The sequence below is a fragment of the Methanosarcina thermophila TM-1 genome (assembly GCF_000969885.1).
GTDB lineage: Archaea > Halobacteriota > Methanosarcinia > Methanosarcinales > Methanosarcinaceae > Methanosarcina > Methanosarcina thermophila.
Genome location: NZ_CP009501.1, coordinates 1918789 through 1937593 on the forward strand (window position 1 = coordinate 1918789; position 18805 = coordinate 1937593).

The 18805-nt window shown below is 43.3% G+C and carries 22 protein-coding genes; 13 read left to right on the forward strand and 9 right to left on the reverse strand.

Annotated elements, in window-relative coordinates:
• Positions 1-158: 158 nt before the first annotated feature.
• The 7 genes from MSTHT_RS08310 to cbiT form a co-directional block, all read right to left on the reverse strand.
• On the reverse strand, positions 159-890 hold the full coding sequence (locus MSTHT_RS08310) for a precorrin-8X methylmutase (RefSeq protein WP_048167379.1): 732 nt from the start codon (positions 888-890) through the stop codon (positions 159-161).
• Positions 880-1680: a precorrin-3B C(17)-methyltransferase gene (gene cobJ / locus MSTHT_RS08315; protein ID WP_048167380.1), complete on the reverse strand. Its 801-nt coding sequence runs from the start codon at positions 1678-1680 to the stop codon at positions 880-882. Before cobJ ends, MSTHT_RS08310 begins: the two co-directional genes overlap by 11 nt.
• Entirely contained in the window at positions 1649-2002 is a 354-nt protein-coding gene (locus tag MSTHT_RS08320) for a cobalamin biosynthesis protein (RefSeq protein WP_048167381.1), read from the reverse strand. Before MSTHT_RS08320 ends, cobJ begins: the two co-directional genes overlap by 32 nt.
• A gap of 76 nt (positions 2003-2078) precedes the next feature.
• The gene (locus MSTHT_RS08325; RefSeq protein ID WP_394297022.1) at positions 2079-2597 is read right to left on the reverse strand and encodes a cobalamin biosynthesis protein CbiG; all 519 of its coding nucleotides are present in this window, start codon (positions 2595-2597) and stop codon (positions 2079-2081) included.
• Between the two features lie 23 nt (positions 2598-2620).
• Positions 2621-3349 (reverse strand): cobalt-precorrin-4/precorrin-4 C(11)-methyltransferase, encoded by a 729-nt coding sequence (locus tag MSTHT_RS08330; protein ID WP_048167383.1) that lies wholly within the window; start codon positions 3347-3349, stop codon positions 2621-2623.
• A 72-nt stretch (positions 3350-3421) separates the two neighbouring features.
• Positions 3422-4030, reverse strand: a complete 609-nt coding sequence (locus MSTHT_RS08335) for a cobalt-factor II C(20)-methyltransferase (RefSeq protein WP_048167384.1) — start codon at positions 4028-4030, stop codon at positions 3422-3424.
• 60 nt (positions 4031-4090) lie between these two features.
• Positions 4091-4645: a precorrin-6Y C5,15-methyltransferase (decarboxylating) subunit CbiT gene (gene cbiT, locus MSTHT_RS08340; RefSeq protein ID WP_048167385.1), complete on the reverse strand. Its 555-nt coding sequence runs from the start codon at positions 4643-4645 to the stop codon at positions 4091-4093.
• A gap of 732 nt (positions 4646-5377) precedes the next feature.
• On the opposite strand from cbiT, the gene MSTHT_RS08345 reads away from it, so the two are divergent.
• Positions 5378-6706 carry a homocitrate synthase/isopropylmalate synthase family protein gene (locus tag MSTHT_RS08345; protein ID WP_048167386.1) on the forward strand — a complete coding sequence of 443 codons (1329 nt, stop codon included), beginning with the start codon at positions 5378-5380 and terminating at the stop codon, positions 6704-6706.
• 23 nt (positions 6707-6729) lie between these two features.
• Here the strand turns inward: MSTHT_RS08345 and MSTHT_RS08350 are convergent, their stop codons facing one another.
• A complete protein-coding gene (locus MSTHT_RS08350; RefSeq protein WP_048167387.1) occupies positions 6730-7758 on the reverse strand; it encodes an isocitrate/isopropylmalate dehydrogenase family protein in 1029 nt (342 codons plus the stop codon).
• A gap of 254 nt (positions 7759-8012) precedes the next feature.
• On the opposite strand from MSTHT_RS08350, the gene MSTHT_RS08355 reads away from it, so the two are divergent.
• A complete protein-coding gene (locus MSTHT_RS08355) occupies positions 8013-8855 on the forward strand; it encodes a TatD family hydrolase (protein ID WP_048167388.1) in 843 nt (280 codons plus the stop codon).
• Positions 8833-9000, forward strand: coding sequence for a hypothetical protein (locus MSTHT_RS14520; protein WP_156149737.1), 168 nt, complete (start codon positions 8833-8835; stop codon positions 8998-9000). Before MSTHT_RS08355 ends, MSTHT_RS14520 begins: the two co-directional genes overlap by 23 nt.
• Before the next feature lie 247 nt (positions 9001-9247).
• On the opposite strand, the gene MSTHT_RS08360 is transcribed toward MSTHT_RS14520, so the two are convergent.
• Entirely contained in the window at positions 9248-9733 is a 486-nt protein-coding gene (locus MSTHT_RS08360; protein WP_048167389.1) for a multiprotein bridging factor aMBF1, read from the reverse strand.
• 30 nt (positions 9734-9763) lie between these two features.
• On the opposite strand from MSTHT_RS08360, the gene MSTHT_RS08365 reads away from it, so the two are divergent.
• The 10 genes from MSTHT_RS08365 to MSTHT_RS08410 all read left to right on the forward strand — a co-directional run bounded on the left by MSTHT_RS08365 (position 9764) and on the right by MSTHT_RS08410 (position 18709).
• Positions 9764-11086, forward strand: a complete 1323-nt coding sequence (locus tag MSTHT_RS08365; RefSeq protein WP_269429855.1) for a proteasome-activating nucleotidase — start codon at positions 9764-9766, stop codon at positions 11084-11086.
• 173 nt (positions 11087-11259) lie between these two features.
• A complete protein-coding gene (locus MSTHT_RS08370) occupies positions 11260-11844 on the forward strand; it encodes an endonuclease dU (RefSeq protein WP_048168478.1) in 585 nt (194 codons plus the stop codon).
• A gap of 437 nt (positions 11845-12281) precedes the next feature.
• Entirely contained in the window at positions 12282-13406 is a 1125-nt protein-coding gene (ftsZ, locus tag MSTHT_RS08375) for a cell division protein FtsZ (RefSeq protein ID WP_048167391.1), read from the forward strand.
• 412 nt (positions 13407-13818) lie between these two features.
• Positions 13819-14034: a protein translocase SEC61 complex subunit gamma gene (locus MSTHT_RS08380; RefSeq protein ID WP_048167392.1), complete on the forward strand. Its 216-nt coding sequence runs from the start codon at positions 13819-13821 to the stop codon at positions 14032-14034.
• A complete protein-coding gene (locus tag MSTHT_RS08385) occupies positions 14031-14489 on the forward strand; it encodes a transcription elongation factor Spt5 (RefSeq protein WP_048167393.1) in 459 nt (152 codons plus the stop codon). The genes MSTHT_RS08380 and MSTHT_RS08385 overlap by 4 nt, the downstream gene beginning before the upstream one ends.
• 122 nt (positions 14490-14611) lie before the next feature.
• Positions 14612-15097 carry a 50S ribosomal protein L11 gene (locus MSTHT_RS08390; RefSeq protein WP_048167394.1) on the forward strand — a complete coding sequence of 162 codons (486 nt, stop codon included), beginning with the start codon at positions 14612-14614 and terminating at the stop codon, positions 15095-15097.
• A gap of 258 nt (positions 15098-15355) precedes the next feature.
• A complete protein-coding gene (locus MSTHT_RS08395) occupies positions 15356-15997 on the forward strand; it encodes a 50S ribosomal protein L1 (protein ID WP_048167395.1) in 642 nt (213 codons plus the stop codon).
• Complete coding sequence (locus MSTHT_RS08400) at positions 15998-17044, forward strand: 50S ribosomal protein L10 (protein ID WP_048167396.1); 1047 nt, start codon at positions 15998-16000, stop codon at positions 17042-17044.
• 35 nt (positions 17045-17079) lie between these two features.
• Positions 17080-17400: a 50S ribosomal protein P1 gene (rpl12p, locus tag MSTHT_RS08405; RefSeq protein ID WP_048167397.1), complete on the forward strand. Its 321-nt coding sequence runs from the start codon at positions 17080-17082 to the stop codon at positions 17398-17400.
• A gap of 316 nt (positions 17401-17716) precedes the next feature.
• The gene (locus MSTHT_RS08410) at positions 17717-18709 is read left to right on the forward strand and encodes a radical SAM protein (protein ID WP_048167398.1); all 993 of its coding nucleotides are present in this window, start codon (positions 17717-17719) and stop codon (positions 18707-18709) included.
• The last annotated feature ends 96 nt before the right edge of the window (positions 18710-18805 follow it).

Genomic DNA, 18805 nt, shown 5'->3' on the forward strand with positions numbered 1-18805 from the left:
AGCTTTTCTTAATCAAAGCTTTTCTTAATCATAGCTTTTCTTAATCATAGCTTTTCTGATACATCAATAGAGAGAGTATACTGGGAAATAAAACAGTTAACTGGACTCGTTGAAAGTAAAAATGAGGGAAAACAGAAAAGGAGAAATTAGAGAAAGTGTTACTCTTCACTTTCTCTTGCGATTGCTACAAGCTCGTTAACACAGGCAACTGCCATAGGTGTTCCACCTCTTGTCCCTACACAGCTTATAGAGGGCACGGGGATACTCAGGTTTCTGACCATTTCCTTGGATTCGGCCGCGTTCACAAAACCCACAGGGAGTCCGATGATAAGGGCTGGTCTTACACCTTTTTCTATAAGTTTGCAGACCATGATAAGGGCAGAAGGGGCATTTCCTATTGCAATAATACTCCCATCGAGACGGTCGCGGGCAGCCAGGAAACCTGCTGATGTGCGCGTAATTCCGTACCTGTTAGCAATTTCAGCATTCGGATCTTCATCGAGCACACAGATAATTTCGGATTTGTGTCCGGTTTTTGTAATTCCGGCTTTTACCATGTTAATGTCCACGAAAATCGGGGCACCCTTTTTAATTGCATCAACACCTGCAGGGATGGGGTCATGCATAAAGCGCATAATATCTGCTACAGAAAGGTCTCCTGTAGCAATAACGCAGCGCTGGCGGAAGCGGTCTTCAGGTGTCTTGTTGCCGATAATTTCCTGGATCATTGTCCGACTTTTCATATAGATGGTTTTGGCTTCTTCAGTTCTTGCCCCGGAGTCTTTACAGATACTCACAAGTTCGGGATTAACATCAACCGTAAGCTCGGTAAATTCTTCGAGGTTTTCGAGGTTTCCAGCCTTCTCAGTGGCATTCTTTTCAGTAGTCATATTTCTTGTGATACCCCCTGGGAGTGATTATGAAATCCTTCTTTTGAGAGCTCCAGATTCTGGAGTCTCCATTTCCGACAAGGATCGTAGTGCTCATATCTACCCAATCTTCGTACTCCATGACCTTTCCGAGAGTAGTTACAATCCTGTCCTCGCCTTCTCCTCTCAGAGCGTTCTTCACAAGTCCTACTGGCACAGAGTCAGCTTTGTACTTTCGGATAATTTCAATAGCTCTGGAAAAGTTAGACTGTCTCTTGCGGCTCTTTGGGTTGTAAAGAGCTATAACGAAATCGGCTTCTGCAGAAAGATTAAGCCTTTTTTCAATAACATCCCAGGGAGTTAGGAGATCACTCAGGCTTATCACTGCAAAGTCCGTTACAACCGGTGCACCGAGCATACTAGCCCCGGCTAAAATTGCCGTGACTCCAGGAAGAATCTCTATATCAACATCAAGTCCTTCGTGCTCAGCAACCTCAAGCACGATACCCGCCATACCGTAGACGTTGGTATCTCCGCCGCTGACCATAACAACATTCGCAACTTTTGCGAGTTCCACAGCTTTTCTTGCTCTGTCCACCTCTTTACCCATATAACTGCGGATTACTTCCTGGGTTCCGAGAAGACTTTCTATTTGATCCAAGTAAGTGCTGTTCCCGAGAACATAATCGGCGTTAAGGATTACATCCCTGGCTTTGACCGTCATCTGTTCTACAGATCCCGGCCCTATGCCTACGATGTAAAGTTTTCCTCCGGCTGTTTTATTTTGCGATTGCGATTGTGACTCTGCCATAAACTTTCTTCCTGCAAATTAATTGTTTTTCTTCAGAAAGGGCGAGAGCTGCAGGTTCTGCAACTCCTTTTAATCCAAAGCGGGAAGCCTGGGAGGATGAAGGGGGGTTATAGCTATTTAACAGCTCATCCGGTAAAAAATTCACCGGAATGCCGAGCATCTCTCCCGCTTCCAGAAGCCCCTGTTCATTTTCCTTAAGTTTCGCAGAAGCTAGAGCTGTAACTTCTATAAGGCTCAGGTTGTACTCATCAAGAGCCTGCTTTACAGCTTCAACAACCTCTTCTTTTGTAATACCCCTGCGAGTTCCGATTCCTATAATCATTCGTTATCGTCTCAGACTCTTAGCATAGTCCCGATCAGGCTAATTCACATGTATAAAGAAGTAATTGACGATTCAGTTAGCTATTATTACCGCTGTCACCTTTTACCTCTATATTCTCCTGCCGTCTTTTTACCAGCACTGATACATCTTCATCCACAACAACAATTCTGGGACCCTTAACTTCAAGGACTTCTATCTCCTGATCAAGGAGTGCACAGTTTACAGCTACAGTGGATTCTTTATTGAAGATCTCGCAGTTTAACCTGTCGGCAATGCCCTCGACTGAGGGCTTACCATGAACTTCGGTCGCCGTCGTAAGTACAGGGATTGCTCCGAGTTCAGAAATTTTTCGAGCGATCTCATTTGCTCCGTGATGCCCTCCAAGCAGTGGGATTGCAAAATTTAGGTTTGAATCAACCACAACCACAGCGGGATCAGACCACTTGTTATTGAGAAGGGGAGCAATATCCCTTACCACTATGCCTGTGGCAAAGACTGCAATTATTGCACCATAGTTCTCAAAAGCTTTTTTGAATATGTCCTTCTCATAGAGGAGCAGATCGGCTTTAAGGTGTTCTGCTATCCTTGCCGCAATCTCCCTATTTCTCTCAAAAGTGATTACAACGGCTCCTGAGCTACTCCGTATAAGTAGGACCTCCTGTAGTTTTTAGGATCAACAACTCCACCGATAATTATCATTGCAGAACGTTTAATTCCTGCTTCTTTAACCTTGTCTGCAATATCTTCCACTGTTCCTGTAATAATCTCTTCATCCTCCCAGGAGGCGTGGTAAACCACTGCTACAGGTGTGTCCTTCGGACAACGAACCTTCTCCATAATTTCCTTGATCTTCTGTGTACCAAGGAAGATTGCCATAGTAGTATTGTAGGCAGAAAGCTCAGGGATGAGGTCTTTTTCCAGGGTTTTTCCGGCAGGGCGAGTAATGATGAGAGTATCTGAAACGCCGTTAAGAGTCAGTTGTGTACCAAGAGCAGCAGCGCTTGCAAAAACCGAGGAAACTCCGGCAATCCTTTCGACTTCAATATCATACTTTCTAAGCTCTTCCATCTGCTCTACGACAGAGCCGTAAAGAGATGGGTCTCCGCTGTGGAGGCGAACAACGAATTTTCCGGCATCAACCGCGTCCACAATTATTTTAGTGGTTTCTTCAAGGGTCAGCCCATAGCTATCCACTGTTTCTCCCTGCGTATAATTAAGGATCTCGGGGTTTATCAGAGAACCTGCATACATTACAAGATCGGCTTTTTCAAGCAGTTCACGCCCGAGCACAGTAATAAGCTTCGGATTCCCTGGACCTGCTCCCACAAAATACACTTTTCTTTCCATCTGGCCATTCCCTCTACTTTCGTGTTTTTGTTCTAATTGTACTGAGTTCCGCGAATATTACGCAGGGCAATTTTATTTCTTTCCATAAATGATACTGAAGTAGTCCCCTTCTTCCGGAATTTCTTCTTTCTTGCGGATTATAAGCTCGTTGTCCGAAAAGAGTCTTTCTGCAAAGATAAATTCCGTATATCCTTCAGCTTCAAGCTGTTTAACTATAGCTTTCGGCTGCGTCGCTTTCAGGTGAATCTTATACCTCACCTCAGAGCCATCGCTAACTTCAAAAGAGTTCTCAATCGCAACATCAGTCCTGGCAGCAAAGGAGGTAATTGAACTTATTCCAGGTACAGTTGCGAGTTCAACGTCAGGATAGTACTTACGCATTACCTTTTTTAGATGAGAAAAGGTAGAGAAAAAGTTAGGGTCGCCGATAAGCCCGAAAGCCACTGTGCCTTCTCTCGCCTCTTTTGCCACCTTATCAGCATTTTCCTTCCAGAGAGCATTGAGAACTTCAATGTCTCTTATCATGGGAAACTCCAGGATTTCGGCATCTGCATAAGGAGCCACCAAATCTTTTGCCATGCGACCTGGGACATACACCTTATCGCTGTTTTTCAAAACTTCCACTGCCTTGAGGGTCAGAAGTTCAGGGTCTCCGGGACCAAGTCCTACTCCTATTAACATGCTATCGCTCCATAAGTTATAAAAATAAATCTAAAGCAGAATTAAATTATAAGAAAATTTTCAGTTTTGCTTTTTTCCGACAACAATATACACGGGATTCTCGGGTTTAAACATCGTTTCTCCGGCAATTGGTGCACTCCTCGAAATAGAGACATGAACTACTTCATCAAAAATCCCGAGTCTTTTCATTACCTCAATTGTTCTGACAACCGTCTCGATACGGACGGCGTTTACTACAATACTTCGAGCTTTTTTCTTAACGAGTGCCTCCAGTACCGAGCCAATGTTCTTTGTTCCGCCGACAAAAGCACAGTCGATAAAGTCAGTAAAATCATCTGAATTAAGGAGATCCGAGGCTTCACCAGCTAAAATTCTGGCGTTTTCCATATTGAAATTCTTGAAATTAGTTTCAGTAGCTCTTAAAGCTTCATTTCGCGCATCTATCGCATAGATAGTCAGGTTTCGGGCAATTTTTGCTGCTTCAATTGAAACCGATCCCGTCCCGCAGCCTACATCTGCAAACCGATCTCCATCCCGCAGCCCCAGTTTGAAAAGGGATACAGCAATGATTTCAGGCTTTGTCGGACCTCCGCTAACACTTACTATTTCGGGCATGTTTTACCTCGGGGGAAAGTAAAGCAAATATATGAAATGTAAATTAAATATATGTCGATATAATATTTAATTTTATTAAACAGATTATATACTAGGTTGAAAAGGAAGACGCGCTTCATTCAGAGATAATTATATAGAGTACATAATCGAAATTGAATATTAATAATTCAAATCAATTTTTTCAGGTAAGCTCGATTATAAATATAACTTGTTGTAGATATACCTTATTATCGGTAAGAAGGACAGGATAGGAAAGTAAACTTTCATAAAACTATGGAAAAAATCGGGAAAAATTTCGTAAGAAAATGTTTATGCTCATTCTTTAAATATTATACCGCCTTTTTTCCAGAAGGTATCTGTAAGTTTTTGAAAGAAAATGAGATGGTATCTTTTATCAGACTTAATAAAATAAAGAGAATAATATATAAATACCTTTTGTATTTAAAAGAAAGAGATTTTAAACATAAAAACATATCATTAACTTATCGCGGTCGTATAAAGTAAGCACTGGCGTTTAAGAATCAGGACATATAAAGTAAGATGCTGTTTGATGAAAAAAACCATAATTGCCCCCAAAAGTGTTTTTTTTAACAGGAAACTAAGGTTCTTCGGTTAAATACAACTGATTTTTTGATCGATATATCTGAAACAGATTTTCATTGGAAAAGCTAGCAGTAAAAGCCCGCTCTCTCGATGCAGGGCCTTGTCGTCTGAAAGAAAGGAGGAAAAGCAATGAAAATTTACGAATCATATGATGATCTGCCCAAATTAAAGCTGCCTTATGGAAACGATGTGCACATAAGTGACAGCACTATTCGTGACGGCTCCCAGATGCCGGGAATAGTCCTGAGCAGAGAACACAAGCTTCAAATTTATGAGTACCTGCACGAGATAGGGATTGAAAAACTCGAGGCATTTGTATTCAATAAAAGGGATAGAGATGCCGTTGATCTTATGTTCGATATAGGGTACGAGTTTCCTGAAATCACAGGCTGGGCAAGAGCCTCAAGAGCCGATATTGACAAGGTTCTTGAGGTCGATGGGATAAAGGAAACTGGAATCCTGATGTCAGTATCGGATACCCATATTTTCTCCAAAATGAGGCTCTCAGGCAGGGAGGAAGCCGAAGAGAAATACCTGGATGCCCTGCAGTATGCGGTAGATCACGGACTTCGCACAAGAGCACACCTTGAGGATATGACAAGGGCAGATAATTACGGTTTTGTTTTCCCGCTTGTTGAGAAAATCATGGAAATCGACCCTGACTGTATTATTCGCGTCTGTGATACTGTAGGGTACGGAATGCCCTTTGCGAATATTGACGAGCCATACGGAATTCCGAAAATCGTTCAGCACCTCAAAGAAGAAATCGGGGTTAAAAACATAGAGACACATATCCATGATGATTACGGATTTGGATCGGCAAGCTCAATTGCAGGTTTCTGGTACGGAGCAAACTGGACAAGTGTGACTTTCCTGGGCATAGGAGAACGTGCAGGGAATAGTGAAATGGAGAAAATTCTGCTTTTCCTGGCAGATAGGGTAGAAGGCTTTGAGCGATACAACCTTGAGCCGGTTACTCGCTTTGCAAGGTTCATGGAAAAAGAACTCGGGCTGCGGGTTCCGAGAAATAAGGCTGTAGTTGGGAAGAACATTTTTGCCCACGAGTCTGGAATACATGCCGCAGGCGTCCTCAAAAATCCCTTCAATTACGAACCCTATCCTCCGGAATTGGTGGGAGGAAAGCGGCTCTTGCTTATAGGTGACTCTTCGGGACTGGAAGTTATACGATATAAGGTTCAAGAGACCTTAAATGATCTTCTTGACGTTGAGACAATAGTGGAAAAAGATGATAGCCGACTCCTGAAAATCCAGGCCGAAATCCAGAAGCTCTATGATAATGAGGAAAGGGTTTCCTGTATCTCTGATGAAGAACTGCTTGCTTATGTAGAGAAATACTTCCTTTACCAGCCCATCTGCGATCCTGTACATACAGGGCGTAGAAAACTGAAAAACAAAGGGAAAATAGCTGAGTCAGAGGAAAGAAAATTGAAGGAATAAAGGAATTTTCCTTCAGTGCCTTCTTATTTGAGAATTTCTGCCGTATATTTTGCAATCTCGCCAGCCATCTGACTGAGTTTGGCATTGCCTCCGAGATCATAGGTTACATACTTGCCTTCGGAAATTACACGTTCTGTAGCCTTAAATATCGCTTCAGACTTCTCCTTTTCTCCAAGATAATCAAGCATCCATGCTCCTGCAAGTATGGTTGCGACAGGGTTTACTTTGTCCTGACCTGCATATTTTGGAGCTGAGCCGTGAGCAGGCTCAAACATTGCGAAGGAATCCCCGATATTGGCAGAATAAATCAGCCCGATGCTGCCTACCAGAGCCGAGCACTCCTCACTGATTACATCCATAAAGAGGTTTGTAGAAAGAAGGACTTTTTTATTGAAAATCTGTGGGTTCTTAATTAGCTGCTGAGCAATATTATCAATATGATAAGGCCATATCTCGATATCCGGATAGCTCTGCCCGACCTTTTCGACCTCTTCTAAGAAATAACCGCAGGTTAGTTTCAGGATATTGCTCTTATGGATTGGCACAACAGCGTCATAGCCTCTTCTCTTAGCTTCCTCGAAAGCGTAGCTTGCAATCTTCCTGGATGCTGTACGTGTAATTTTGCGGATTGCAATAGAAACATCGTCTGTGAGCTGGATCTCCTCTCCAATGTAGAGACCTTCCGTGCCTTCGCGCACACAGACCATTTCCACATCCCCAAGAGGTGGATTTGAATTAGGGAAAGTTTTGATTGGTCGCACGTTTGCATAGAGATCGTACTTTCTCCTTATGGATACAGCCACACTCCTTGGAGAGCCTATGCCTCCAGGTGTGGTTGTCGGGCCTTTAAAACAGGCATCAGAACTGTCAAGAATCTCCCAAGTCTCATCCGGGATAAGGGAATTGCCTCCGTGCTTTTCCCACCATTCAGCCCCTGCTTCACACATAACAAATTCAATGTCTGTGCCAGCGGCTTCTACAACTTTAAGCATTGCATCCACAAGTTCGGGACCTACCCCGTCACCTTTGATTACTGCTGCGGTTTTACTCATTATTATCACCAGATCTTAGGGTTCGTATTTAAAGAACCGTAGCGACTGAAAAGCTGAAAATGGGGAACTTTTCGAAAATTCGGTAAGAATAATTGAATCTTCCCGCGTACTGAACGTAAGGCTATATATTTCAAGTTTTGGGTAATTAATACTTGTCGAATAATCTTTAACGTGAAGTCAGCTCCGGGGCACAAACACCTGAGCACATGCAAACTTTAATTGAAGCTAGAAATTCAGACTTTTGAGGAATAAAAATGCCTGCAAAAATTCCGATCACCGATAACCACATGCACATCGATCCAAGAGCCAGGGGGCTGGAAGCAGTAAAGGAATTCAAAAACTCAGGTGGAACTCATATAATTCTGGTCACCAAACCAAGCTGGTCGCTTGGAATAACCGTCAAAAAACCCGAAGATTACCTTATGGTTTTTGACGAAACAGTCGAACTCGCATCAAAAATTCGGGAGCTTGGAGTTGGAGCTTTTCCAGTGCTTGGAGTCCATCCCGCAGAAATCTCAAAACTTACAGAATATATGGATCTGCAGGAAGCTACTGGGATAATGCAAAGAGGTCTCGAACTTGCTTCGGGATACGTTGAAAAAGGACTTGCCGTAGGGATAAAGTCAGGACGCCCCCACTATCCTGTAACTTCAGAGGTTTGGGAAGCTTCGAATGAAATTATGGAGTATGCATTTTCCCTGGGAAAAGAACAGGACTGTGCAGTTCAGCTTCATACCGAAAGTGTGGGAGAGCCTGAAATTCGTGATATAGTAAAGAGGGCAAAGAAAACAGGAATAAAAATGTATAGGGTTGTCAAGCACTACTCGCCGCCCCTGGTGAAAACCTGTGAGGAACTTGGACTTTTCCCGGGGGTAATCTCGGTTAAAGGGGCAATAGAGCATGCGCTTGAGGAGGGTACACGATTTATGATGGAAACAGATTACATTGATGATCCCGACAGACCAGGCGCAGTACTTGGCCCGAAGACAGTCCCCAAAAGAACCATAAAGCTCATGGAAACCTATGGTGAGGAGCCGTTCTGGATAATTCATAAAGAAAATCCTGAAAAGGTATATGGTATTGAAATCAAAATTTAAAGGACTTTTGGAAAAGGAACATCAGATTAAAGAATTGTGTAAAACTAGAAGTAAAGGAGAACTTAAAAGATGGATTCAGGAAAAAAGCTCAAAAAAGAGGGTCGAGAAAAGAGCTCAACATGAAAAGGGATTCAAAGCCCCATAAGATAAAAAAGCACTTAAAAGCAGAAGGGAAAGAGGCTTAAGAATACACTATCTAATTGAGCCCTCGCCATCTAATTGAGCCCTCTGTCATTCCCGGAGGGGAAAACTGTCTAGAACTATGTGTTGCTGCTAGAACAAAGCTTGTAGTTGAAATTTATTTTCTCCAATTAACTTATTTTTTATTTACTGTGAATTGACTGTTTTGTTTTCTATTCTGGAATTTACTATTTCGTCTTTTACTTTGAGATTTACTTTCTCTTTATTTTCACAATATCTCCGAGGGTAGTATCCTTTCTCACGTGAGAGACTTCCTGCCCTGATACCTCTATACGTTCCGTAAGTTTGATATTAAGAGCGTGCTCGAGTTTCTTTCGAACGGAATCTTCCGGTACGATTTCTTTGCGTTCTATTTTTTTGATCAGAGATGCTTTTTCCTTGATGTTTTCAGCCAGATCCTCCTGAGACCAGCCTTTGGCTTCTCTGGCTTCCCGAATAATATGATCATAGTCATCCACGAGTTCATCTTTCAAAATATCGAAAAAATCCCTTTTTGGCTTATTTTCGGTTCGTGGGACCACTCGAACCACTGGAGAGATTTTTCTTGACACAGGAGTTCGTTTGTCAACGGGTTTACCGTATGAAGCACATTTTTGGCAGACTTGGAGTTCACTGTTATCAATTGTAATGTATATGGGCTTTCCGCGGATCTCTGCACCACATATTTCGCATTGCATATTGATCACTTCGAAAACGCTATATACGGTATGGACTTAAATATTATTCGGAGCTCCATGACGGAAAGTACCAGAAGTAAGGATGAAAGCATGCGCAGTCACCTTGGTAAGCCCAAACCGTTATATGACGGAATCGAGCCTGGAGAGCTGGGGGAAGTAATTGAAAGCGTCCAGGACCGAATGAGGCAACTTGAAAGCCGAAACAGTTTTCTGGAAGAGCAGTGCAGCCAGATTGAGTCAGAAAAACGCTATCTGGAAAACCAGAAGATAAAGTATGAACGGGAAATACGAAAGTTGCAGTCTGAACTGGATCGGATGAAGACTTCCCCGCTCATCATTGGTACGGTCATTGACGTGATTAAGAATGACAGGATAATTGTCCGGAGCAGCAACGGACCTCAGTTCCTGGTTAATGTCTCACAATATATCGATGAAAAGAAACTGCTGCCAGGGGCAAAGGTTGCCCTGAACCAGCATACGCTCGCCATTGCCGAGGTTATTCCTTCTACGGAAGAGCCTTTTGTCGCTGCAATGGAAGTCCTCGAAAGCGTGGAGGTGGACTATGACCAAATAGGCGGTCTAGATGAGCAAATCCAGGAACTTCGAGAGGCAGTCGAGCTTCCTCTCATTGAGCCAGAACGTTTTGCCCGGATAGGTATCGAGCCTCCTAAGGGAGTTCTTCTCTATGGGCTCCCAGGAACTGGAAAAACCCTGCTTGCAAAAGCTGTGGCTCACAGAACTAATGCGACCTTTATCAGGGTAGTAGGTTCTGAGCTCGTGCAGAAATACATAGGGGACGGTTCCAAACTCGTAAGGGAAATCTTCGAGATGGCCCGGAGAAAAGCCCCGAGCATTATCTTCATTGATGAGCTGGACTCAATTGCCGCAAGGCGTCTGAATGAGACGACCGGCGCAGACCGTGAGGTTCAGAGGACACTCATGCAGTTGCTGGCAGAGATGGACGGATTTGACAAAAGGAAAAATATCAGGATTATTGCAGCAACAAACCGTCCAGATGTCCTTGACCCGGCGATTCTCAGACCAGGTCGCTTTGATAGGCATGTCCATGTCCCGATGCCCGGAATAGAAGCCAGAAAAAAGATTCTCGAAATTCATTGTAAGAAAATGGCTCTTGCAGCAGATATTGACTTTAAAAGGCTTGCAAAAATTACCGAAGGAATGAGCGGAGCAGACCTGAAGGCAATAGCTACAGAGGCAGGTATGTTTGCTGTCAGGAAGGACAAAGAATTTGTTGAGATGGAAGACTTCCTCGAAGCAGTGGATAAGGTATCTATGGCTGCAAATACGCAGAAGATGATGCCCTCCAATCTTCCTGAAAGCATGTTTGTATAAAAGTCTCTTTCAGCAAACTGAATAGAAAGCCCCTATGGGGGCTCATTTTTATATTAGCTGAGAGAATAAGGGTTTTGCCTGAAGAATTAAGGGTTTCCCTGGACAGAAATTTTTTAGAGGACATTTACGGGAAACCGACAAACTATTTTTGTAATCCAGACATAAGAGCATCTGTGAATTCAGATTTCCATATTAAGCCCGAAATTCGAATTCTGGGTATAGATGATTCTGCGCTCCTCAGTGAAAAAGTGATGATAGTTGGGGCTGTTTTAAGGGGCGGGGACTGGATTGATGGAGTTCTTAGCTCAGAGATTACTAAGGATGGGCTTGATGCTACTGATATTATATGCAGCATGATAAAGAATAGCAAACATTATGGTCAGATAAGAGCGATTATTCTCGATGGAGTTACCTATGGAGGCTTTAATGTTGTGGATATACAGAAACTTTACAGGGAAACCGGAATCCCTGTAATTGTGGTTATGCGATCCTGCCCGGATTTTGAAAAAATTAAATCCGCCCTTAAATATTTTCCAGATGGAGGAGAGCGCTGGGAAATTATAAAACGGGCTGGAAAAATAGAAAAAATTCCCAGTAAAAAAAATTCTATTTACATCCAGAGAGCTGGCATAGGCTTGGAAACTGTGAAAAAGATTATTCAGCTTACTTCAACAAGAAGCAGTGTTCCTGAGCCTCTCAGAGTTGCCCATTTAATCGCGACAGGCATTGTTCTAGGAGAATCAAGAGGTAAAGCATAACTACTGTTAATTCTCTAGAGAATGCGCAAAATGAAACCGAGATCATATAGGAGAATTAATCACATAAATTAGTGCATATAAATTCGGAGAAAATGGAAAGGTAAAAATATAGGAACGACTTGAAAAAAATAAAATAATAAAAAAATGAATAATTTGGCTAAGTAAATTAAAGAAGATTGGGAAGAAGGGAATAGAAAATAGGGAATAAAACGGACTATAATAAGCCGTGAATAGAACCTGAGGTTAAACGGGAAAGTCGAAGAATTTAATAAAATTCTTAAACAAATACCGTATAAGTTTAAAGACTGGAAAAGGAAAAATATTAAATTGGAAACTGTATATGTGAAGGTTGAAATACACGTATTCCCCCTAAAAATAAATTTATTCTTTAATACCAGCCATTAAAATTACCCCGTAAAATGGAGGAAAACAGTAGCATGAGATCCATTGTGGAAGAAGCCCTTGCTCGATCTGCCCTGGAAGGACGTGGCGGGCAGAGAGAGTACCCAAATTTAGATTACTCTAACGTAGACTCAGATGTTGATGCTGAACTTGAAGAGATCCTCAGAAGCCTTAAAACAACCATCAAAGTGATAGGTTGCGGAGGCGGCGGTTCAAACAGCATCCAGCGTATGATGGGCGAAGGAATCCAGGGAGCTGAGCTTGTAGCTGTGAATACTGATGCCCAGCACCTTCTTCATATACGCTCCAGTAAAAAGATTCTCATCGGGAAAAAGAAAACCCGTGGACTTGGCGCCGGAAGTCTCCCCCAGATCGGAGAAGATGCAGCAATCGAGAGTATTGACGAGATTAACAAAGTTGTCGAAGGCTCTGACATGGTCTTTATCACCGCGGGACTTGGAGGAGGAACCGGTACAGGATCGGCACCCATAGTAGCTGAGGCTGCAAGAGACGCAGGAGCCCTTACGATTGCAGTTGTCACCCTGCCCTTCAGTGTGGAAGGTCATGTCCGCAGAACCAATGCAGAGGCAGGTCTTGAACGCCTGAGAGATGTCGCAGACACTGTAATAGTGGTTCCCAACGATAAGCTGATTGAAGTCGTTCCTAGACTCCCACTTCAGGCTGCCTTTAAAGTCTCAGACGAAGTTCTTATGAGAGCCGTGAAGGGCATAACCGAACTGATTACAAAGCCAGGACTTGTAAACCTCGACTTCGCCGATATCAGAACTGTTATGCAAAACGGAGGCGTTGCAATGATAGGGCTTGGGGAATCCGACGGAGAGAATAAAGCTGCTGAATCCGTACAGAAAGCCCTGCGCAGTCCGCTTCTTGATGTAGACATTTCAGGCGCGACTTCTGCCCTTGTTAATGTGATTGGAGGCCCTGACATGACTATTTCAGAAGCTGAGTGTGTGGTTCAGGAGGTTTACAGCCGGATAGATCCAAACGCCCGTCTTATCTGGGGAGCTCAGATCGACCCTGACCTTGAACAGACTGTACGTACAATGATCGTAGTTACAGGAGTCACATCTGCTCAGATTTATGGTCATGGGAGCAACAAGAGTATTACCTATAAATATGGAATTGATTTTGTAGAGTGATCGAACCAGAGCTAAAGGGACTTAAACCTTCGATTGGAGAAAAAATACTGTTTTCCTCTCTTTAAAAAAAGGGTCAGGAATAAAAAACCAATCGAAAACTATTTTTATGGTAAATACAGTATGATGCCGATACGATTCGGCATCAAAAAAGAAATATTTTTACTTACGCGATTGAGATCCGGGATGAAATTGAAAAACGGTTTCGAAATCTTTTGATATTTTAAATGCCGTGTCGGTGATATCTTCATATAATAGGAATTAATAATATAAACCGCCCGTTCCTTCCATATCTTAATCGGTAAACTCCGCGCATGTAAAAAAGTGAATCTCGAGAATAGAAAACACACAGGAAGAATTACAGGCAAAAATTTCAAGACAGATAAATAAAATAAGAAAACCTGGATGTGAATTGATGGTCGAATCCACGTTTGAACCGAATATAACTGTAGAAAGCGTTGGTCAGGCAATTCGGGCACACCTGAGAGTCCTGAAACTTACTAGAAAACCGTCCAGGGAAGAATTCTTGACCATTGCCAAAGTTGCAGGTATTGGCATTCTGGCTGTGGGAACAATCGGATTTATAGTATATGTATTGTTGACAATGTTGCCCCAGTGGGTGGCCCAATGAGTGAGGATTCCCAGATATTTGTAATCAAAACCACGGCAAACCAGGAAAGATCGGTTGCAACAGCTCTTGCCAGGGTTTCAAAAAAGGAGAAGCTGGATATAAGGGCAATTCTAGCTCCTGATGAGCTAAAAGGATATGTCCTGGTCGAAGCTCCTAAATCCGGGATCGTAGAACAGGCAATTCAGACTATTCCCCATGCACGGGCTCTTGTGAAAGGGAGTTCTTCAATTGCTGAAATCGAGCATTTCCTTAAACCCAAACCAACAGTGACAGGAATCAAAGAAGGGGCTATAATTGAGGTCACTTCAGGGCCCTTTAAAGGGGAGAAAGCCCGGGTTAAGAGGGTTGATGAAGGACATGAGGAAATTACTGTGGAACTGTTCGATGCTGTGGTTCCGATTCCCATAACGATTCGTGGCGACACTGTCAGAATCCTTAAAAAAGAGGAAGAGTGAAGCTGCAGCGAGATGGTAAATACCGAAAAATTCCAGCTTATTAATAAATAAAATCACCAGTACTCAGAGTGGATCGAAAAAGATCTACAAAGTTTATATTTATTAAAACCGGTGAGACTCAGATGACAAGTATTGTTGAAGCACTTGTCCCGGGAGGAAAAGCTAACCCTGGACCACCTTTAGGTCCGGCGCTTGGTCCACTCGGGGTCAACATAAAAGAAGTGGTCGAAAAGATCAATGAAAAAACCAGGGACTATGATGGAATGCAGGTTCCTGTTAAAGTAATAGTTGACGATAAAAGAAATTTCGAGATCGAAGTAGGCACTCCACCCACCGCATCCCTGATCATGAAAGAGCTAGGGATTCAGAAAGGGTCAGGAAATGCAGGAAGCGAGGTTGTTGGAAACCTCAGCATCTCGCAGGTTGCAAAGATTGCCCGCATGAAAAAGGAGGATGTACTTTCCTACGATCTCAAGTCAACAATGAAAGAGGTAATAGGTACCTGTGTCCCCATGGGCGTAACCGTAGAGGGAGTTAAGGCAAAAGATATCCAGAAGGAACTCGACCAGGGCAAGTTCGATGATTTGCTTGCCGGTGAGGAGTGGTAAGCCTTCCATCCCTTTACCATTTAATCCGGGAATTCATTACCACCAATAGTTTTAAATTGGATAGCACTAATAGCACAAGAATCTTGCACATCGTTGCAATAGATTAAAATAATAGTTATTAGCGGCTTACCGTTAAGAGTAACAGAACCCGGATTAATGGGAAGCCCTAAGACCAACCGTAGTAAGCCGAAGAGGCTGCTTGAACAAGCAAGTTCAGACACTGGACAAGCAAGTTCAAACACTACGGGGAGGAATAAGATGGTAGAAAAAACTATACTGGAAGCTGTCAAGAAAGTACTTGAAGAATCGCCAAAGCGCAATTTCTCTGAAAGTGTAGACCTGGCGATTAACTTAAAGAATCTTGACATGAACCAACCGAAGAATAGAGTCGATGAAGAAGTGATTCTTCCTCACGGGCTCGGAAAAGAACTGAAGATCGGCGTTTTTGCAAAAGGTGATGTGGGCCTGAAAGCAAAGGCTGCCGGTGCTGCGTATGTTATTTCTGATGTTGAGCTCGAGGAACTGGCGGCTGACAAAAACAGAGCCAGGGCTCTTGCAAACGAATGTGACCTTTTTATCGCAGAAACCCAGTTCATGCCAACTATTGGTAAGACGCTTGGTATTGTTCTCGGACCCAGAGGGAAAATGCCTATTCCGCTCTTGCCTAACAAGGATGTAGGCGAACTTATCCAGAGCAAGAAAAATGCGGTAAGGTTGAGGTCTAAAGACAAACTCACTTTCCATGTGCCTGTCGGCCGAAGGGATATGAGTCCTGAAGAGCTTGCCGAAAACATAGAAACTGTAGTGTCCAGGCTGGAGCGTGTCCTGGAGAAAGGCAGGTACAACTTGAGATCTGTCTTTGTCACGACAACTATGGGGAAATCCGAAAGGGTGGTGTAAATGGCAGAGGAGAAACATCACACGGAGCACATCCCGCAGTGGAAAAAGGATGAGGTAGAAAATATAAAGAATCTCATTCAGTCACATAAGGTATTCGGGATGGTCGGGATCGAGGGCATTCTTGCAACCAAGATCCAGAAAATTCGCCGTGACCTTAAAGACACTGCGGTGCTCAAAGTCTCAAGGAACACCCTTACAGAGCGGGCTTTAAACCAGCTCGGAGGAAACATTCCCGAGATGAATAAATATCTTGACAAGCAGACGGCTTTGGTATTTACCAACGAAAGTCCCTTCAAACTTTACAAAATACTTGAACAGACAAAAACCCCTTCTCCGATTAAAGGAGGCGCAATAGCTCCGGTGGATATTGTTGTTCAGAAGGGACCTACAAGTTTCCCACCTGGCCCCATTCTCGGAGAACTCCAGAGCGCAGGAATTCCAGCTTCAATTGAGGCAGGGAAAGTTGCAATAAAGGAAACAAAGGTTGTCTGTAAAGCAGGTGAGGTAGTCCCACAGAAGCTCGCAACCATGCTTTCAAAGCTGGAAATATACCCACTTATTGTAGGGCTTGACTTAAGAGCCGCTTATGACGGTGGGACAATTTACGAGCCGGAACTCCTTGCAATTGACGAAAGTCAGTACTTCTCTGACATTACCAGAGCAGCCCAGAACGCTTTCAATCTCTCTGTCAACACTGCGTACCCGACAAGCGCAACAATCGTCACCCTACTATCAAAAGCCTTTGCAGAATCAAAGAACCTTGGTGTCAATGCTGTTGTGTTTGATTCCGGAGTCATGGACGCTTTGCTGGCAAAAGCTCACGCCCAGATGACATCCGTTGCATCCAAAGCCGCAGACAAAGATGCAAATGCCGTGGATGATGAACTGAGGGAAGTTCTCGGAGCAGCAGCCGCAAGCGCAGCAGCAGCCGCAAGTGTAGCAGCAGCCGAGAAGAAAGAGGAAGAAGTAAAGGAAGAAGAGGAAGAAGAGGAAGAAGATACCTCTGAAGAAGATGGAATGGCCGGTCTCGGCGCCCTTTTCGGATAAAAAATTTGCTATAATTGAAATTTAGGTGATCAACAATGGAATACATATATGCAGCTCTCTTACTACACAACGCTGGTAAAGCAATTACTGAAGATGCAATCACTGCCGTTCTCCAGGCAGCAGGTATAGAAGTTAACGAAGCCAGAGTAAAGGCACTTGTCGCAGCCCTTGAAGGAGTGGACATCGAAGAAGCAATCTCAAAGGCAGCATTTGCAGCTCCCGCAGCCGCAGCAGCCCCTGCAGCAGCTGCAGCAGCTCCTGCAGCAGAAGAAGCTCCTGCAGCAGAAGAGGAAGAAGAGGAAGAAGATACCTCTGAAGAAGACGGAATGGCCGGTCTCGGCGCACTCTTCGGATAAATGCAATAAAACTTCAATACATACAGCTCGCCTCACGGCGAGCACTCTTTTTTTTCAATAGAAACTTTAACAGCGGTTTAATAACTTAGAATTAGCCGATTTTACTGTAGAATTCTTTATCTTTTCTTAAAATCGTCTTCATTTTCTAAATTATCCCCTTTTCAGGCATTTTATTGGTGCTTTGTGATGCCGATTATAGGATTATGTTTTTTTAGTTAGAGCAATAACATACAAAACTAGCTCTCCAAAAGGTTATTAATAGAAAAAATAATGAATAATAAGTAGTCTTTTGCAGAAAAATAAGAAAGAGATTTCTATGTCCCGATTTAATCCTATCCTCGCTATGAGAGCCCTCTGGCAGATCAGAGTAAGAAAGCGTCCCTTTGTCCTTTCCCACGGTGTAAATGCTCAGTGCAACATGCGCTGCAAATTCTGTGAATACTGGAAGAAAGCCGGGAAAGAGCCGACTAAAGAAGAGATTTTCAAGCTGTTAGATGATGCGAGGGATTTCGGGATAGGAGTTTATAATGCCTGGACTGTAGAACCTCTCCTGAGAAAGGATCTGCCCCAGATTATGGCATATGCCAAAAAAATCGGGATGATCACTTCCATGGTCACAAATGGAAAGCTGCTTTATGAGAGAGCGGAAGAGCTTGTGGATGTAGATTATCTTTCGGTTTCTGTGGATGGGGTAGAGAGTTATAAAGAAATCCGTCGAATGGACTTCGAAACTCTGTTGAAGGGCTTAAAAAAAGCTATTGAGGTTAGAAAACTCCAGAAAAAGAAGAATCCCATCCTGATGAACTGCGTACTTACAGGAAAAAACCTTGACGATGTCGAAACCCTTATTTTACTTGCAAAAAAGCTGAAAGTGAAGATATCCTTCGAGCCTGTCCATGAGTTTCCCGGAATCAGTAAGGAAGTATGGAACGACATCGGAATCCGTGACATGGAAAAGTTCCGCAGAACAGTTGACCGCATAATCGAGCTTAAGACGCAGGATTACCCGATCATAAATTCCAAAACCTACCTTAAAATGGTCAGGGATGGGAAAACGGACTACAAATGCCTTGCCAGCGGGATTATTATTAACGTCACATATGACGGCACTCTGGAGACCTGCCGTGTGCAAAACGAGCCTCTTGGAAACGTTATCTGGGACGGGCTTGAGAGCGTCTGGGAAAACTCCAAAGAACGCCGGAAGGAGATTGTCAAAAACTGCACAGGCTGCCTCTTTTTTGGATATACGGAAAATAGTTTGATGCAGAGTTTTAATCCCGAAGTTCTGATGCATTATGAGTGGATGTAACAGCAGAGTTCCACTTCCCGATTTTCGCTTCGCGAGCACGAAGCCCTTTTCACTCACTTCGTTTGCTCAAGAGAGCTGAACTAGGGGCAAAAGAAA

Coding starts and splice junctions, on each gene's coding strand:
- cobJ (WP_048167380.1), bottom strand. CDS start 1,680: ATGGCAGAGTCACAATCGCAATCGCAAAATAAAACAGCCGGAGGAAAA.
- MSTHT_RS08355 (WP_048167388.1), top strand. CDS start 8,013: ATGCCTGCAAAAATTCCGATCACCGATAACCACATGCACATCGATCCA.
- MSTHT_RS08320 (WP_048167381.1), bottom strand. CDS start 2,002: ATGATTATAGGAATCGGAACTCGCAGGGGTATTACAAAAGAAGAGGTT.
- MSTHT_RS08365 (WP_269429855.1), top strand. CDS start 9,764: ATGGACTTAAATATTATTCGGAGCTCCATGACGGAAAGTACCAGAAGT.
- MSTHT_RS08395 (WP_048167395.1), top strand. CDS start 15,356: ATGGTAGAAAAAACTATACTGGAAGCTGTCAAGAAAGTACTTGAAGAA.
- cbiT (WP_048167385.1), bottom strand. CDS start 4,645: ATGCCCGAAATAGTAAGTGTTAGCGGAGGTCCGACAAAGCCTGAAATC.
- MSTHT_RS08330 (WP_048167383.1), bottom strand. CDS start 3,349: ATGGAAAGAAAAGTGTATTTTGTGGGAGCAGGTCCAGGGAATCCGAAG.
- rpl12p (WP_048167397.1), top strand. CDS start 17,080: ATGGAATACATATATGCAGCTCTCTTACTACACAACGCTGGTAAAGCA.
- MSTHT_RS08380 (WP_048167392.1), top strand. CDS start 13,819: ATGGTCGAATCCACGTTTGAACCGAATATAACTGTAGAAAGCGTTGGT.
- MSTHT_RS08410 (WP_048167398.1), top strand. CDS start 17,717: ATGTCCCGATTTAATCCTATCCTCGCTATGAGAGCCCTCTGGCAGATC.
- MSTHT_RS08390 (WP_048167394.1), top strand. CDS start 14,612: ATGACAAGTATTGTTGAAGCACTTGTCCCGGGAGGAAAAGCTAACCCT.
- MSTHT_RS08400 (WP_048167396.1), top strand. CDS start 15,998: ATGGCAGAGGAGAAACATCACACGGAGCACATCCCGCAGTGGAAAAAG.
- MSTHT_RS08335 (WP_048167384.1), bottom strand. CDS start 4,030: ATGTTAATAGGAGTAGGACTTGGTCCCGGAGACCCTGAACTTCTGACC.
- MSTHT_RS08345 (WP_048167386.1), top strand. CDS start 5,378: ATGAAAATTTACGAATCATATGATGATCTGCCCAAATTAAAGCTGCCT.
- MSTHT_RS08360 (WP_048167389.1), bottom strand. CDS start 9,733: ATGCAATGCGAAATATGTGGTGCAGAGATCCGCGGAAAGCCCATATAC.
- MSTHT_RS08385 (WP_048167393.1), top strand. CDS start 14,031: ATGAGTGAGGATTCCCAGATATTTGTAATCAAAACCACGGCAAACCAG.
- MSTHT_RS08350 (WP_048167387.1), bottom strand. CDS start 7,758: ATGAGTAAAACCGCAGCAGTAATCAAAGGTGACGGGGTAGGTCCCGAA.
- MSTHT_RS08310 (WP_048167379.1), bottom strand. CDS start 890: ATGACTACTGAAAAGAATGCCACTGAGAAGGCTGGAAACCTCGAAAAC.
- MSTHT_RS14520 (WP_156149737.1), top strand. CDS start 8,833: ATGGTATTGAAATCAAAATTTAAAGGACTTTTGGAAAAGGAACATCAG.
- ftsZ (WP_048167391.1), top strand. CDS start 12,282: ATGAGATCCATTGTGGAAGAAGCCCTTGCTCGATCTGCCCTGGAAGGA.